At 62.4% G+C, this 15,646-nt stretch carries 13 protein-coding genes and 1 tRNA gene; 10 read left to right on the top strand and 4 right to left on the bottom strand.

The window, feature by feature from the left end; genetic code table 11:
• Positions 1–91: 91 nt before the first annotated feature.
• Entirely contained in the window at positions 92–2,083 is a 1,992-nt protein-coding gene (gene tkt / locus ACVWWD_RS05255; protein ID WP_023773986.1) for a transketolase, read from the bottom strand.
• Positions 2,084–2,344: 261 nt separating this feature from the next.
• Between tkt and ACVWWD_RS05250 the strand changes: the two genes are divergently transcribed.
• From ACVWWD_RS05250 to ACVWWD_RS05235, 4 genes are all read left to right on the top strand, one after another.
• A complete protein-coding gene (locus tag ACVWWD_RS05250) occupies positions 2,345–2,617 on the top strand; it encodes a DUF4164 domain-containing protein (RefSeq protein ID WP_015315371.1) in 273 nt (90 codons plus the stop codon).
• Between the two features lie 11 nt (positions 2,618–2,628).
• On the top strand, positions 2,629–2,994 hold the full coding sequence (locus tag ACVWWD_RS05245) for a cell division protein ZapA (RefSeq protein WP_140616704.1): 366 nt from the start codon (positions 2,629–2,631) through the stop codon (positions 2,992–2,994).
• Between the two features lie 216 nt (positions 2,995–3,210).
• Positions 3,211–3,870, top strand: coding sequence for a peroxiredoxin (locus ACVWWD_RS05240; RefSeq protein ID WP_352550682.1), 660 nt, complete (start codon positions 3,211–3,213; stop codon positions 3,868–3,870).
• 143 nt (positions 3,871–4,013) lie between these two features.
• Positions 4,014–4,886 (top strand): MBL fold metallo-hydrolase, encoded by an 873-nt coding sequence (locus ACVWWD_RS05235; protein WP_031248214.1) that lies wholly within the window; start codon positions 4,014–4,016, stop codon positions 4,884–4,886.
• A 264-nt stretch (positions 4,887–5,150) separates the two neighbouring features.
• Here ACVWWD_RS05235 and rpoH read toward each other — a convergent pair whose 3' ends face one another.
• Both rpoH and ACVWWD_RS05225 read right to left on the bottom strand, forming a co-directional pair.
• Complete coding sequence (gene rpoH / locus ACVWWD_RS05230) at positions 5,151–6,062, bottom strand: RNA polymerase sigma factor RpoH (RefSeq protein WP_015315375.1); 912 nt, start codon at positions 6,060–6,062, stop codon at positions 5,151–5,153.
• Between the two features lie 189 nt (positions 6,063–6,251).
• On the bottom strand, positions 6,252–7,307 hold the full coding sequence (locus tag ACVWWD_RS05225; RefSeq protein WP_352550680.1) for an RluA family pseudouridine synthase: 1,056 nt from the start codon (positions 7,305–7,307) through the stop codon (positions 6,252–6,254).
• A 26-nt stretch (positions 7,308–7,333) separates the two neighbouring features.
• Between ACVWWD_RS05225 and ACVWWD_RS05220 the strand changes: the two genes are divergently transcribed.
• The 4 genes from ACVWWD_RS05220 (at position 7,334) to ACVWWD_RS05205 (ending at position 9,485) form a co-directional block, all read left to right on the top strand.
• Positions 7,334–7,717 carry a fimbrial protein gene (locus tag ACVWWD_RS05220; RefSeq protein ID WP_352550678.1) on the top strand — a complete coding sequence of 128 codons (384 nt, stop codon included), beginning with the start codon at positions 7,334–7,336 and terminating at the stop codon, positions 7,715–7,717.
• Between the two features lie 36 nt (positions 7,718–7,753).
• Positions 7,754–8,161, top strand: coding sequence for a VOC family protein (locus ACVWWD_RS05215; protein WP_352550676.1), 408 nt, complete (start codon positions 7,754–7,756; stop codon positions 8,159–8,161).
• Positions 8,162–8,251: 90 nt separating this feature from the next.
• Positions 8,252–8,326 (top strand) — tRNA-Glu (locus ACVWWD_RS05210).
• Between the two features lie 793 nt (positions 8,327–9,119).
• Positions 9,120–9,485 (top strand): hypothetical protein, encoded by a 366-nt coding sequence (locus tag ACVWWD_RS05205; RefSeq protein ID WP_352550674.1) that lies wholly within the window; start codon positions 9,120–9,122, stop codon positions 9,483–9,485.
• Positions 9,486–9,581: 96 nt separating this feature from the next.
• Here ACVWWD_RS05205 and ACVWWD_RS05200 read toward each other — a convergent pair whose 3' ends face one another.
• Complete coding sequence (locus ACVWWD_RS05200) at positions 9,582–9,797, bottom strand: hypothetical protein (protein ID WP_084056335.1); 216 nt, start codon at positions 9,795–9,797, stop codon at positions 9,582–9,584.
• A 215-nt stretch (positions 9,798–10,012) separates the two neighbouring features.
• Between ACVWWD_RS05200 and ACVWWD_RS05195 the strand changes: the two genes are divergently transcribed.
• Entirely contained in the window at positions 10,013–10,249 is a 237-nt protein-coding gene (locus tag ACVWWD_RS05195) for a hypothetical protein (protein ID WP_023774098.1), read from the top strand.
• 589 nt (positions 10,250–10,838) lie between these two features.
• Complete coding sequence (locus tag ACVWWD_RS05190; RefSeq protein ID WP_352550672.1) at positions 10,839–15,392, top strand: PAS domain-containing protein; 4,554 nt, start codon at positions 10,839–10,841, stop codon at positions 15,390–15,392.
• The last annotated feature ends 254 nt before the right edge of the window (positions 15,393–15,646 follow it).

Below are 15,646 nucleotides of genomic sequence, written 5' to 3'. Positions count from 1 at the left end.
AAACCGCTTTTCACGCGATCTCGTCGGGTATTTTGTTTCGTGCATGTCGTTGTCCCAAATCGCGATACACTTTTGGGCGACATGCCAGGCCTCATCTGCCTTGCAGGCGGGCTTCCGCCGCCTTGGCAGCCGCCTCGGCTGTGATGCCGAAATGCGGATAAAGCTGTTCGATCGTACCGCTCGCACCGAAGCCGGTCATGCCGATGAAGATGCCGTCCGAGCCGATGAGATGATCCCAGCCCTGGCGGATGCCGGCCTCGATCGCCATCTTGATCGGTGCGTCGCCGATCGTCTTCTTGCGATAGGCGTCGCTCTGCTTATCGAACAGTTCGAAGCAGGGCACCGAGACGACACGGGTCGGGTGACCATGCTTTTCCAGAAGGTCGCGGGCGCCAAGCGCGATCTCGACCTCGGAACCGGTGGCGAAGATCGTCACAGCGGCCTCGCCGCTGGCGGCGGCGAGTTCATAGGCCCCCTGGCTGCTCAGGTTCTTTTCGGTGAACTCGGTGCGCACCGTCGGCAGGTTCTGGCGGGTCAGCGCCAGGGTCGACGGCGTCTTTTCGGATTCGAGCGCGATCTGCCAGCATTCGGCGGTTTCCACCGCGTCGGCCGGACGGAACACATTGTGGTTGGGAATGGCGCGCAGGGCGGCCATGTGCTCGACCGGCTGGTGGGTCGGCCCGTCTTCGCCCAGACCGATGGAATCATGGGTCATGACGAAGATCGAGCGGATGCCCATCAGCGAGGCAAGCCGCATCGAGGGGCGGGCATAGTCGGAGAAGCACATGAAGGTACCGCCATAGGCAATGAGGCCGCCATGCAGCGTCAGGCCGTTGATCGCGGCAGCCATGCCGTGTTCCCGGATGCCGTAATGGACATAGCGCTGGCCGTAATCGTCCGGCGTGATGTTCTTGGTCTGGCTGGTCTTGGTGTTGTTGGAGCCGGTCAGGTCGGCCGAGCCGCCGATGGTTTCCGGCACCGCGCCATTGATGACTTCCAGCGCCATTTCCGACGATTTGCGGGTCGCGACCTTCGGCTTGTCGGCTGAAAGCTTCTTCTTGTAGTCGGCGATGACGGAGTCGAAATTCGCCGGCAGCTTGCCACTGGTACGGCGCTCGAACTCGGCCTTCAGCTTCGGATCGGCCTTGGCCAGGCGGCCTTCCCAGTCCGTGCGCGCCTTGACGCCGGCCTTGCCGGCCGTGCGCCAGGCGTCGAGAATGTCAGCCGGGATCTCGAAGGGCGGCGAGTCCCAGTTGAAGAACTTGCGCGCGCCAGCGATCTCATCTGGGCCGAGCGGCGAGCCATGCGCCTTGTTGGTGCCGGCCTTGGTCGGGGCACCGAAGCCGATGGTCGTCTTGCAGGCGATCATCGTCGGCTTGTCGGAATGGCGGGCGGCCTCGATGGCATAGGCGATCGCTTCCGGATCGGTGCCGTCGATGTGGCTGGCGTTCCAACCGGAGGCCTGGAAGCGCGCGACCTGGTCGGTGTTGTCGGCAAGCGAGACCGGACCGTCGATCGAGATGTTGTTGTTGTCCCAGAAAACAATCAGCTTGTTGAGCTTGAGGTGACCGGCAAGGGCGATGGCTTCCTGGGAAACACCTTCCATCAGGCAGCCGTCGCCGGCCAACACATAGGTGTAGTGGTCGACAAGGTCGTTGCCGAAGGCGGCGTTCATGATGCGCTCGCCGAGCGCGAAGCCGACCGAATTGGCGAGGCCCTGGCCGAGCGGGCCGGTCGTGGTCTCGATGCCGGTGGCATGGCCATATTCGGGATGGCCGGCGGTTTTCGAGCCCAACTGGCGGAAGTGTTTGATCTGGTCGATGGTCATGTCTTCGTAGCCGGTCAGGTGCAGCAACGAATAGAGCAGCATCGAACCATGGCCCGCCGACAGGATGAAGCGGTCACGGTCGGCCCAATGCGGGGCCTTGGGGTCGTATTTCAGGAAGCGGGTGAACAGCACCGTGGCAATGTCGGCGCAGCCCATGGGCAGGCCGGGATGGCCAGAATTCGCCTTCTCGACTGCATCCATGGAGAGAAAACGGATCGCATTGGCCATCCGGTCATGTTGTTCACGCGACGTCATGGTACCTCCAGGGTGGGGGTTTGGGGGCTTGGGAGAGCCCTTGAAAAGGGTGCGCGACACATAGCAGGCGCGGGCTTTTAGTCAACAAATCGGGTGCAGATTTGCCGGTCTTGTGATGTCGGCGGCGGATCTACTTTAGCGTTAGCGGGGGACAGTCGCGAGAGCTTTATTGACGTTGCCTTCACCCGGTGCCTAATGTTTCCGGGATAACGCGTTCTGAACGCGAACGATTCGGTGATGGGCAGGGCACAGGACGAAGCCATGACCGGGGAAACCACGCTCAAGGAAGTAATCGCCAGGCTGAGCAAGGCCATCGAAGGGCTGGAAAACGCCGTCGCGGCCAAGCTCGAGCATGAACGCGACTATTCGGAAGCCGAGGCCGAAGTGCAGCGGATGAATGCCGACCGCTCGCGGTTGGCGCAGGAACTCGACAATTCCGAAGCGCGCGCCGAACGGCTGGAAGACGCCAACAAGGAAGTGTCGCGAAGACTGGTGACCGCGATGGAAACCATCCGCGCCGTGTTGGACAGATAGGAGCTGGCCCGATGGCACAGGTCACGGTTTCAATCGACGGCAAGCAGTACCGCATGGCCTGCGACGAGGGCCAGGAAGAGCATCTGATCGATCTCGCCGAGCGCTTCGACCGCTATGTCTCGCATCTGAAGGATTCTTTCGGCGAGATCGGTGACCAGCGGCTGACCGTCATGGCCGGCATCATGGTGATGGACGAGCTTTCGGAGTTGCAGAAGCGCGTCAAGGGCATGGAAAGCGAAGTGCTGACCTTGCGCAAGACGCGCGACGAGGCGCTGACCAAGGCCGACAAGAGCGACAGCGTGCTGACCAGCGCGCTCGGCGCCTTGGCGCAGCGCATGGAAGATTTGACGGCGACGCTGGCAATCAACAAGGCCTGAGGCGTCTTTGCCGATTCCTGCCGCTTGTCTCATGCCCGATATCAATCACGTCGTAATTTTTGGCCCTGATCCCGCGTGTGTGGAAAAATTTTTTGCGCATCGAGTGAAGGACCGTCATCTCCAGCGTTTAATCAGTCGCGCTGCGGTGCTACGATTAGGTGCCGGGCGCCGGGCGGCGAAGATACCGGCCACATTCACAAGGGGTAGGGATAGGTCATGAGTCTTCGTATCAACGATATCGCGCCGGACTTCACCGCCGACACCACGCAGGGAGCCATCAAATTCCATGACTGGATCGGCGACGGCTGGGCGATCCTGTTCAGCCATCCGAAGAATTTCACGCCGGTCTGCACGACCGAGCTTGGCACGATGGCGGGGCTCGAGGGCGAGTTCAAGAAGCGCAACGTCAAGATCATCGGCATTTCGGTCGACCCGGTCGAAAGCCATGGCAAATGGCAGGATGACATCAAGACGGCGACCGGCCATTCGGTGCATTACCCGCTCATCGGCGACAAGGACCTCAAGGTCGCCAAGCTTTATGACATGCTGCCAGGCGGCGCCGGCGAAACCTCGGAAGGCCGCACACCCGCCGACAACGCCACCGTACGCTCGGTCTACGTCATCGGGCCGGACAAGAAGATAAAGCTGGTGCTGACCTACCCGATGACCACGGGGCGCAACTTCGACGAGATCCTGCGGGCGGTCGATTCCATGCAGCTTACCGCCAAGCATCAGGTGGCGACGCCGGCGAACTGGAAACAGGGTGAGGACGTCATCATCACCGCCGCCGTTTCCAACGAGGATGCGATCAAGCGCTTCGGCGCCTACGAGACGATCCTGCCCTATCTCAGGAAAACCAAGCAGCCCTCCGCCTAAGCCGGTACGTCGGAATAGTTTCCGGCTTTCCGCTCCTGCGAACCAAGTCACGCTTGACTGGTTCGTCGGGGCGGACAACGATGCTCACGGTGGGTTCCGGCGGAGAAAATCGTTTCTGCCGGCTAGGTTTGGGGAAGCCGGACGTGCAGATAGCTTTGGCGAAGCCGCAGGTCAGCGGCTTTTATGACAAGCCGACCGGGGCCATCCAGTATGTCGTCGCAGACCCGGCGACGAAGCGATGCGCCATTATCGATCCGATCCTCGACTTCGATGAAAAATCCGGCGCGACCAGTACGATGAGCGCGGATAGCTTGCTCGACTTCATTGGGGAAAACGGGCTGGAACTTGAGTGGATCCTCGATACCCATCCCCACGCCGACCATTTCTCGGCGGCGCATTACCTGAAACAGAAGACTGGAGCGCCGATGGCGATCGGCGACAAGGTCGTCGACGTCCAGGCACTGTGGAAAGTGATCTATAACTGGCCGGACTTTCCGGCTGACGGCTCACAGTGGGACAGGCTGTTCGCCGAGGGTGAGACCTTCCGGATCGGAACCCTTCCGGTCAGGGTGCTGTTCTCGCCTGGACATACATTGGCATCGATTACGTATGTGATCGGCGACGCCGGCTTCATCCACGACACGCTGTTCATGCCCGACAGCGGCACGGCAAGGACGGATTTTCCCGGTGGAAGCGCCGCGCGGTTGTGGCGCTCCGTCCAAGGCATCCTGGCCTTGCCGGAGGAAACCCGGCTGTTCGTCGGCCATGATTACCAGGCTGGCGGGCGAGAACCGATGTGGGAAAGCACGGTCGCGGCACAGAAGGCGACCAACATCCACCTGGTCGCCGCGCGTACAGAGGCCGAGTTCGTCGCGCTACGCGAGGCGCGCGATCGCACATTGCCGATGCCGCGGCTGATCCTGCATGCACTGCAGATCAACATCAATGGCGGGCGGCTGCCGGAGCCGGAAGCCAATGGCCGGCGCTACCTCAAATTCCCGCTGGACGGGCTGTGAGGTTTAGTCCCTTCTCCCCGCCCCTATAAGGGGAGAAGGTGGCGGCAGCCGGATGAGGGGCGGCGCCAGCATTGATGATGATGACCGGCATGTGCTGTTGCTCCGGCAAGAACCTGGCAACCTCAGCGCCGCCCCTCATTGTCCTGCCGGACATTTCTCCCCGTGTAGTGACGGGGAGAAAGGCGCTGCGTCGGCGGCTTCGCCAACAAAAAGGCGGCGCCAGTTTCCTGACGCCGCCCTGCTATTTCCTGCCCAAAGCCGGCTTTAAGCCGCCGGCTGTGCCTCGATGGTGCGCAGCGCCTGCATCTGGCGCTTGGCGGCGGCCTTGACCGCATCCTGCACCTTCTCGAAGGCGCGCACCTCGATCTGCCGCACGCGCTCGCGGCTGATGTCGAACTCGGCCGACAGTTCCTCGAGCGTCAGCGGCTCCTCGGCGAGGCGGCGCGCCTCGAAGATGCGCCGCTCGCGATCGTTGAGCACGGCGAGAGCGCCCGACAGCATGCCGCGCCGGTTTTCCAGCTCGTCCTGCTCGATCAGCATCTCTTCCTGGCTTTCGTGGTCGTCGACCAGCCAGTCCTGCCATTCGCCGGACTCGCCTTCCGTCGCCCGGATCGGCGCGTTGAGTGACGCGTCGCCGGACAGGCGGCGGTTCATCGACACCACTTCGGCCTCGGAAACGTTCAGCCGCGTCGCGATTTCGGCGATCTGGTCGGGCTTGAGGTCGCCATCGTCCAGCGCCTGGATCTTGCCCTTCACCTTGCGGAGATTGAAGAACAGACGCTTCTGGTTGGCGGTCGTGCCCATCTTGACCAGGCTCCACGAGCGCAGGATGTATTCCTGGATCGAGGCCTTGATCCACCACATGGCGTAGGTGGCGAGGCGGAAACCACGCTCGGGTTCGAATTTCTTGACGGCCTGCATGAGGCCGACATTGCCTTCCGAGATCACTTCGCCGATCGGCAGGCCATAGCCGCGATAGCCCATGGCGATCTTGGCGACGAGCCTCAAATGGCTGGTGACGAGCTTGTGCGCGGCCGTAGTGTCTTCATGCTCGGCGTAACGCTTGGCGAGCATATACTCTTCCTGCGGCTGAAGCATGGGAAAGCGGCGGATTTCTTCCAGATAGCGGCTGAGGCCGCCTTCACCGGAAACGATACTGGGTAATGACTGGGCCATGGTAGCGCCCCCTCTCTATTGGAGTGATGCCCCCGAAACGCGGCGGGCATGTGACGCGAACACCAAAAGGCTCGCTCGCGACAACAGATCTTATACAGGAACAAAACCAGAAAAGACAGGCATTTGTTCAACACGAAACAGTGTGTCACGTTGAAGTGAACAATGCCACTCAGGTTTTTGACGGCAGGTTCAGAGCTTGCGGAAGCCGCCGACGAGTTCCTCCATGTCCCCCGGTAACGGCGCCTCGAACCTCATCGTTAGATGGGTAGTCGGGTGCCGAAATGCAAGGAGCCGTGCATGCAAGGCTTGCCGGGAAAATGCCTGGACCTGGCTTTTCAGCGGTTCGGGCAGCCGATTGGCCTTGGTACGGAAGGCGAGGCCGTAGTCCGGGTCGCCAATCACGGGATGGCCGATATGGGCCATGTGGACGCGGATTTGGTGGGTGCGGCCGGTTTCCAGCCGGCATTCGACGAGGCTAGCGGCAGCGAATTCCCGGTGGCCCTCGCCGAAACGCTCCTGCACGGCAAAACGAGTGACGGCGTGCCGTGCGTCGTCACGGCCTTCCGGCACTACGGCGCGGCGAACCCGGTCGGAGGCGCGGCCAAGCGGCGCATCGATCGTTCCGGTCGGCCTCTGCGGTATGCCCCAGACCAGCGCCAGGTAGGCGCGTTCGAGATCACCCGTCAGGCCGTGGTCGGCGAACGCCTCCGACAGGGCCTTGTGGGCACGGTCGGTCTTGGCGACCACCATGACGCCGCTGGTCTCCTTGTCGAGGCGATGGACGATGCCCGGGCGGCGCACCCCGCCAATGCCAGACAGGCTGTCGCCGCAATGATGAATCAGCGCATTGACCAGCGTGCCGGTCCAGTTGCCGGCGCCAGGGTGCACGACAAGCCCCGCCGGCTTGTTGATGACGATCAACTCGTCGTCTTCGTGGAGCACCTCGAGCGCGATGTTCTCGCCCTCCGGCTGCGCCGGCTCCGGTTCCGGCATGGCTACCGACACATTTTCGCCCGCGCGCATCTTGCGCTTGGTTTCGTCGACCGGCTTGCCGTCGATGACGACGGCGCCTTGCCTGATCAGCATCTGCACGCGACTGCGTGACATATCCGGGCCAAGTGCTGCGGCCAGCCACTGATCGAGGCGTTGGCCGGCCGCGTCCGAGCCGGCGACCAGCAAGGTGGGCGCGGCCTCTATCAACAGGTCCTCTATCAATTCGGGGGCCTCTTCGCTATGAGCGCTCATCGAAAAACCATTCCGGAATGTTTGCCATGGCCCGGCCCGATGCCGATGAAGAGCAGGAAAAGCCGCTCGACCCCGAAGTCGACAAGCTGCGCGGCAAGCTCATCCGCTTCATGGCCATCAATCTCGGCCTGCTCTTTCTGGCTGTTATGGTGGTGATCGCGGCGATTGTCTACAAATCACGCAAAGCATCGCCGGTGAGCCCGCCGCTGGCTGGCGACGTCCAGGTACCCGCCAGCGAACCGCTCACCGGGGACATCGTTCTTCCGGTTGGCGCCAGGGTGGTCGGTCAGTCACTGTCGGGCAACCGCCTTTCGATCGACGCCGAGCTTGCCGACGGCAGCCGTGCGATCTTCATCTATGATATCGCCGAGCGCCACCTGATCGGCCGTTTCGCGATCCGCAACAAATAGGCAGGCGCCAATGCGGCAAACACATTTGCCACGGACATGACCGGCTTCGCCGAACACCGTCGTGTCGCGACCGTGGCGCTGGTCGTCGCCAACTATGACGAGGCGATCGCCTGGTATGTAGAGCGGCTGGGCTTTACGCTGACCGAGGATGTCGATCTCGGCGGCGGCAAACGCTGGGTCACGGTCGCGCCGGCCGACGGGCCGGGCGCCAGGCTGCTGCTGGCCGAGCCGTCCGACGAGACGCAGAGGAAAAGCATCGGCAACCAGACCGGCGGCCGGGTTTTTCTCTTCCTCGAAACCCACGATTTCGCCGGCGACCATGCAGCGATGCTGGACAAGGGCGTCGAATTCCGCGAGGCGCCGCGTCACGAAGCCTATGGCACGGTGGCGGTTTTCGCCGATCTGCATGGCAATCTGTGGGACCTGATCCAGCCGAAACGCTAACGCGGGGGCGGCTTTTCATTCGATGCGGCAAAGCCGCCGAACCCCAGTTGCTTTTTCCCGGCCGTCAGCCTATATCGCCCCTTCTTGAGCGCGCCCATCGTCTAGCGGTCAGGACACCGCCCTCTCACGGCGGGAACAGGGGTTCGATTCCCCTTGGGCGTACCAAGCAACGGTCCTGTCGTTGACCTCCAGACAATCCTGCAGTTTCGGACCCTTTCCGCATGGGCTCCGCATACCTCGAAAGAGCACGCAAAGCCTGCGATAGCGGGGGCTTCCCATACCCCGAATCCAACCCAATTTAAGCCAAGCCGCGACGCTTGAAAGTAGTGCGTTCTCTGAGACTTGGGGCGCGGGGATAGCTTTCGCGGCAACCCGGGTCTTGAGTCGGGTAGAGTTTGGAATGGCCTCTGTTAGGACGACATGCACGCACTGCCATGGCGGTGGAAAGGTTTTCGATTGCTCGAGATGGCGTGCTTCAAAAGGGTATTGCTGCCCGCACTGGACACATCAAAGCGGTTGCCCGGGAAAGACCATGATATGCGCGCAGTGTGCCGGGCTTGGAACGATACCAGAAACCGAGTTCAGGGCCGTCGCATAGGCCGTTCTATCGCGACAATCGTGGGCTTCGCGGCAATCTATTCCTGGCCTTGCGGTGGGGACGGCAGGCAGGTTAAGGTTTGGTTTACCAATAGCCTGTCTACTGGGGACAATTCGCTTTGGGCCTGCGACCACGGATGTACTGGCGCAGCTGTCGAGGCGGAAAGGAAAGGTCGGCTCTGTGCCGGCCTTTTTGTTTTCGGGCTACATCGCTCGCATTGGCCAGGCGCCAGGGCGGCTCCGGAGTCGGCTCTCTTCGAACAACTTTTTGGCAGGGATATTGTCATTGCCCATGTCGGCTCTACCATCGATCCCAGTAGTCCGGCGGGTTGCCGGACTGTCGTGATGATGAGGGCTTGCGATGAAACATGTTGCAAAACTGGCGATCGCGGGTTTGATGTCGGCAGGTGTCGCATGCGCATCGGCCGCAGCGCTCAATACCATGGACGATGTCGGGACCGCGATCCAGTCCTGCTGGACACCGCCTGCCGGTGCCGGAGATTCGACTGTAACCCTGAGTTTCAGTTTCAAGCGCGACGGTACTCTGATAGGGCCGCCGCGACCAACCGCCGCCAAGGTGGCTGGCGACGACAAGGCGCGTAAGGCGTTCATCGATGCGGCAATAGCGGCGGTGAAGAATTGCACGCCGCTGAGTCTATCGCCGCAGCTATCGCAAGGAATTGCCGGCAACGTGTTTACGCAGCAATTCGTTTCGCCCAAGCACTAGCGGTATGCCCAAAAAACGCCTGCCATGGAGTGGGCATCGGCACGGGTGGTTCGTCGGACCGGAGAACCTGGTCGGGCGTCTTTCCCGCGCCGCGGATCAATGGCTCAGGCGCCGTGCTTCGGCATGCCGTGCCAAATCCGGAGTCTCGAAGACGTAGTCGCTCCAGGCGGATTCCGGGATTTGCCCGGCCAGATAGCACTCCAGCAACAGGCTTTCCTCGGGACTGAGCGGCCGTGGGGCACGCCCGTGATCCAGCCCGAGAGAGTGAAAAAGATTTCTTGTTAGCTCCGATACGGTGAAATGCATCGACATCCCGCGTTCTCCTTTGCGCTTCAACGCAGCAGCACGGGCAAAGGTTTCAGCACCAGACACCGTAATGCCTGATTGATCGCAGGCTCGACGGTGCGTGTGGTCGGCCCCGCCTTTTTCCCGGCTGAATGACCCACGAGTGTTTTCGCGGGAACGTTCGTCTTCGGAACGGGGTCCGCCTCCCGGCGTTGTGGTCGATATCAGGCAGGGAGAACGCCATGGCCACGTTCAGGGAAATGCGGGTACTGGAGATCGTCGAAGACGCCTCACTGACTACCGACCAGAAGATCGCCGAATTGCGCAAGATCGAATCCGAGGCGCGCGGGCTGCAACGGGCGGCGTCGGAGAGCCCGATGGGCGACGATGACGGCTGGCAGGACGATCTGCGCCAGGTTCGGCTTGCGCTCGACAAGCTCGGCGCCAAGGAACCGAGGAAGGGCGCGGCATCGCTATAGACCGTTCTAAAGCACGTCGCGTCGAAGCGGATTCAGGCCTTTGTTTTATGCATTAATCGCAAACCATGCGAACTCTTTGACCGGGAGCGCTTACGTTCCTGCATGCCAATTGTTTTTCGGGGCCCGATGACGGAGGAGAGGGCGGTGACACCCTGGCCTGAGACCGTCTGTGGGGCGCAGGCTTAACCACCCTGCGCTCGTAAAACCGCCCGGGAGGCTGGGGTGGACCCGGGAAGGCGCCGTTGTCGACCGGCGGCTGGTAATCGACATTGGGCGGCGGCCGGTCCCAGATCCGCCTGGCGTCGAGCGGCCGCGGGATTACCACCGTGCCGTCATAGCTGCGAGAGCAGCCGCCGCCGAAAAGCAGCGCCACGCCCAGCAAGAAAGGCCCTATCCGTCCGTACATTAGCAACACCCCTGCGCATGCTTATAGCGCGGCCTTGCTCCGCGCCACAACCGGACGGAATAACGCAGCAGGAACAGGCCGGTTGCGCCGTTAAGGTTAGCGGATCGTTAATGCTTCTGCGGCACATTCCGCCGACGAACCGCGGAGGGAGGGTTCGGCCTTGATTTTCGGGGTGGGGACAGCATGGCGGAAACGGACGAAGCAATCGGCGCGCGGGGCAAGCGCAAGCCCGGCAAGGCAGCCGCGCATGGCGGCGATGGGTCATCCGGCGTCGACATGGATTGCGTCGACGCGCTGCGCCAACTCGTCGAAGCGGGCTCGGACTGGATTTGGGAAACCGACGCGGAACTGCGCTTTTCCTGGCTTTCCCAAGATTATCAGGCGGCAACCGGTATCGATCCGGCAATCGTGCTAGGTCGGTTCCGCTTCGACTTTCTCAACCAGGTCCTGCAGGGCAACCGCGGTGCGGCGGCGCATCTGGAGGATTTGCAGGCGCACCGGCCGTTCCGCGACTTCGTCTACGAACTGAAGGGAGGCCGCCCCGACTGCCGCTGGGTGCTGACGTCAGGCGTCCCGCGTTTCGACAGCGAAGGAAAATTCGTCGGCTATCGCGGCCTTGGCCGCAACGTCACCGCGCTGGTGGCCAGCTCCTTCGAGGCCATGCAGCCGGCGGCTGGCGGCGACACCGTCCAGCATCTCGCCGATCTCGAGCGGACGATGGATGCCATGCATATGGGCGTCGTGCTTCTAGACGCCAGGCTCGATACGCTCATCGTCAATAAGGCCTATCGCGATCTCTCCAGGATTCCGGATGGGGCCGTGACGGTAGGCGCGCCGTTCAGCCTGCTGATGGAACTCAATCGCCGCAACGGCATCTATGGCGACATCGACGAAGAGCAATGGCAGCGCTACCTCGCCACGCGCATCGAAGAGATCAAGAACGGTACCGTCGCGCCTCGGGAGTTTGTCCACACCGACGGGCGCACCATGATGTTCTCCGTCACGGCTCTGTCGGGAGGCAAACGGCTGCTGACCTACTACGAGGTCACCGAGATCAAGCAGCGCGACGCCGAGATCGAGAACGCCAACGCAAAGATAGCCGAGACTTTCGCCAATCTCCGCACCATGGTCGATCAGATGCCGATCGGTGTTCTCGTCCTCGATGCCGACATGCGCGCCGAGGTCATCAACCGCGCCTTTTACGATTTCTGGCAGATCGACGCCCGGCGCGCCGAGACCGGCTGCAGCTTCCGCGATCTGATGGAAGCCAGCCGCGACATCGACCCGTATGGTTCGGACGACGCGACATGGCAGCGGCATGTCGCCGAACGCGAGGCTGAAATCAGGGCCGGCACAGCTGGAGCGAGGCAGTTCCCGCGCAATGACGGCAGGACGCTGATCTCGTCGATGGCGCCGCTGGCCGGCGGCAAGCGGTTCATTTCCTATGTCGATGTCACCGACATGAAGGATCGCGAGGCCGAACTTGCCGAAGCGCTGGAAAAGGCGCGGCTGGCGGAAGCAGTAATCAACGGGGTCAAGGATCCGATCTTCGTCAAGGACGACAATCTGCGCTTCGTGTTCGTCAACAGGGCCTTCGCGGCGCTGTTCAAGCAGGCGCCGCAAGCCATGCTTGGCAGGCCGGGAAGCGATTTCCTCGGGCCGGACGAGGTCGCGCTGTTCGAAAGCAGCGAACGCGAGGTGCTGGCCGGGGGACAGCAATACGAAGTGGAAGAAAGCTTCGAGGCCGGCGGCGGCACCCGTTCGCGTATCGTCAGGAAGAATCGCGTCCGCATGGCAAGCGGCCGCGACTATGTCGCCGGCTTTCTCTTCGACATCTCCGACATGAAGCGGCGCGAGACCGAAGCCGAAGACGCGCGCAAGCATCTCGCCAGCGTGCTGGAATCGCTGCCGGCGGGCGTCATCATCTACGACCGCGACGACAAGTTCGTCTTCGCCAACCACAGACTGCAGGATACGTTGCCGGCGCTGAAGCCCTTCTGGCAGCCCGGCCGCACCTTCCGCGAAGCGCTGGAGTTCGGCCATTCGGTGGGTTATTTCCGTTCGAGTGGCGATCCTGAGATCGACAGCCTGTACGAAGCCGATTCCGAACGCTGGCTTGACGGCATCCTGGCGCGTTACCGTCTGCCGAATTCCTCCTATGAGCGCCTCAACGCGGATGGCCGCTGGTACCAGGTCTACGATATGCGCACAGGCGACGGCACGTTCATCGGCGTGCGCGTCGACATCACCGACCTCAAGAGCCGCGAGGCGGCGCTTCATGACTCGATGCGCCAGATCGATCTCTTCCGTCATGTCATGGACGAGTTGCCGGTGGCCGCCTTCATCAAGGCGCAGGACCTGAGCATCGAATTCGTCAACAAGGCCTGGTGCGCGCTGACCGGTCTCGCCAAGGACGATGTCATCGGCCGGACCGACCGTCAGCTGTTCAGCGGCGAGGAAGCGGAAGGCTTCAGCCAGGACGACACCGATGTCGTGACGAACGGGAATGTGCGCGAGGTCGAGGAGCCCGTCACTCATCGTGACGGAACGGTGCGGCAGTTGATGACGCGCAAGAGCCGCCTGGTGGCCACGGACGGATCGGTGCATCTGGTCGGATCCAGCACCGACATCACCGACGTCAAGGCGCGCGAGCAAGCTCTGGAAGAGAGCATGCGCGAGAACGAGGTGTTCCGCAGCCTGATCGACAACGTGCCGGTGTCGATCTACGCCAAGCGCTCCGATCTCAGGCAATTCTATGTCAATAAGGGCTGGTGCGATCTCACCGGCTTCAGCAAGCAGGAGGCGATCGGCAAGACCGACGTCGAGATCTTCGGGCCGGATGGCGAGGCCTTCGTGGCAAGCGATCTCGCTGTACTGCGTACGGGCGAGACCCAGGAGATCGAGGAGACGGTGCGCCTTTCAGACGGCAGCGTCAGGCATCAGTTCGCGCGCAAGGGCGCAATGATCGCCTCCGACGGTTCGCTCTACCTGATCGGTTCGACCACCGATATCACGGAACTCAAGCAGCGCGAGGCGGAGCTCAGCGAGGCGCGCCAGCGCGCCGTGCTCGCCGACCGCGCCAAGTCGGAGTTCCTCGCCAATATGAGCCACGAGATCCGCACGCCGATGAACGGCGTACTGGGCATGGCTGAACTCCTGGCCAAATCCAATCTCGATCCGAAGCAGAAGACATTCACCGACATCATCGTCAAATCGGGCAACGCGCTCTTGACCATCATCAACGACATCCTGGATTTCTCCAAGATCGATGCCGGCCAGCTGGTGCTCGACCCGGCGCCTTTCAATCTGGCCGAGGCGATCGAGGACGTGGCGACGCTGGTTTCGACACGGGCCAAGGAAAAGGATCTCGAGCTCATCGTGCGCATCGAACCACGGCTCGAAAGCCTATTCATCGGCGATGTCGGCCGCATCCGGCAAATCGTCACCAACCTGCTCGGCAATGCGGTGAAGTTCACCGATGAAGGCCACGTGCTGGTCGACGTGACCGGCGAACGGGTTCCGACGGGAACCAGGCTGACGATCTCGGTCACCGACACCGGCATAGGCATCCCCGAGGAAAAACTGAAACTGGTGTTCGAGAAATTCAGCCAGGTCGATACGTCCTCGACAAGGCGCCACGAGGGCACCGGCCTTGGCCTTGCCATCACCTCGCGGCTGGTCGACCTGATGGGCGGCGACATTGGCGTCGAGAGCGCCGAAGGCAAGGGGTCGACCTTCTGGTTCACCGTAACGTTGCCGGGGGCCGGGCAGCAGAGCGGGCAGCGCATCACGCCGGTGGACGTGACGGGCGCACGCGTGCTGATCGTCGACGACAACGCCGTCAACCGCGCCATCCTGACCGAGCAGATGATCTCGTGGACGTTCGATTCCTGCGCGGCCGAAAGCGGCGCCGAAGGTCTCAAGGTGCTGATCGCGGCCGCCGCCTATGGCGTGCCTGTCGATTGCGTCGTGCTCGATTACCAGATGCCCGAGATGAGCGGCGCCGAAATGGCGCGCATCGTGCGCAACACCGAAGGCCTCGCCGACACGCCGATCATCATGCTGACATCGGTCGACCAATCGCTTGCCAACACCAGCTACCGCGATCTCGGCATCGATGCCCAGCTGATCAAGCCGGCGCGTTCCTCGGTGCTCCTGGAAACGCTGGTCGCGACCATCCAGCGCCATCGCCACACCACCAGCGGCCACGCCGTTCAAACGCTCGCGGACGAGGCGCCCGAGGCTTCCTGGCCGCCGCCCCTGGCGCCATCGGAGCAGCGCGCGCAATTGCAGCCGCCACAGGTTCGCCCCAGGCTGCCTGCGACGGCCGGCGGGCACAGGCTGGATATACTGGTGGCCGAGGACAATGAGGTGAACCAGATGGTGTTCACGCAAATCCTCGGCGAGACCGGCTATGGTTTCGAGATCGTCGGCAATGGCCGCAAGGCGCTCGACGCCTTCGGCACGCTCAATCCGTGCATGATCCTGATGGATGTCTCGATGCCCGAGATGAGCGGTCTCGAAGCGACGGCCGCGATCCGCCGGCTGGAGCAGGAGACCGGCACGCATGTGCCGATCGTCGGCGTCACAGCGCATGCGCTGAAAGGCGACCGCGAGCGCTGCCTGGAGGCGGGCATGGACGACTATCTGCCCAAGCCGATCAGCCCCAGGGCCCTGCTCGAGAAGGTCGAGCGCTGGGTCGGCGCCGGCCGTCAGGTCCACCGCAACGCGGGATAGAGCGCGCGTCGCCTCGATTGCAGGATCAGGCGAGGCAATCAAGGAATCAGCGGGAGATTCACTGCTACCGCTGCGTGCAATGGCTATGGTGCGATCGCGCCATATCAAAGGCCGTGTCCAGCCGGAACAATAGCGAAATCGAATTCCGCTCTTCTCAGTTACGGGCGGGAGCAGCGACCGCCTGCAAGAAACAGTGTCACTCTACCCCAACGGACCTGTTTTTGGCGATGGCCCGGCCATGACACGCTCTGGCT

The organism is Mesorhizobium sp. URHB0026 (genome assembly GCF_054059755.1).
Note: the sequence above shows the minus strand (reverse complement) of the source record. Positions and strands in the feature narration are given on the sequence as shown.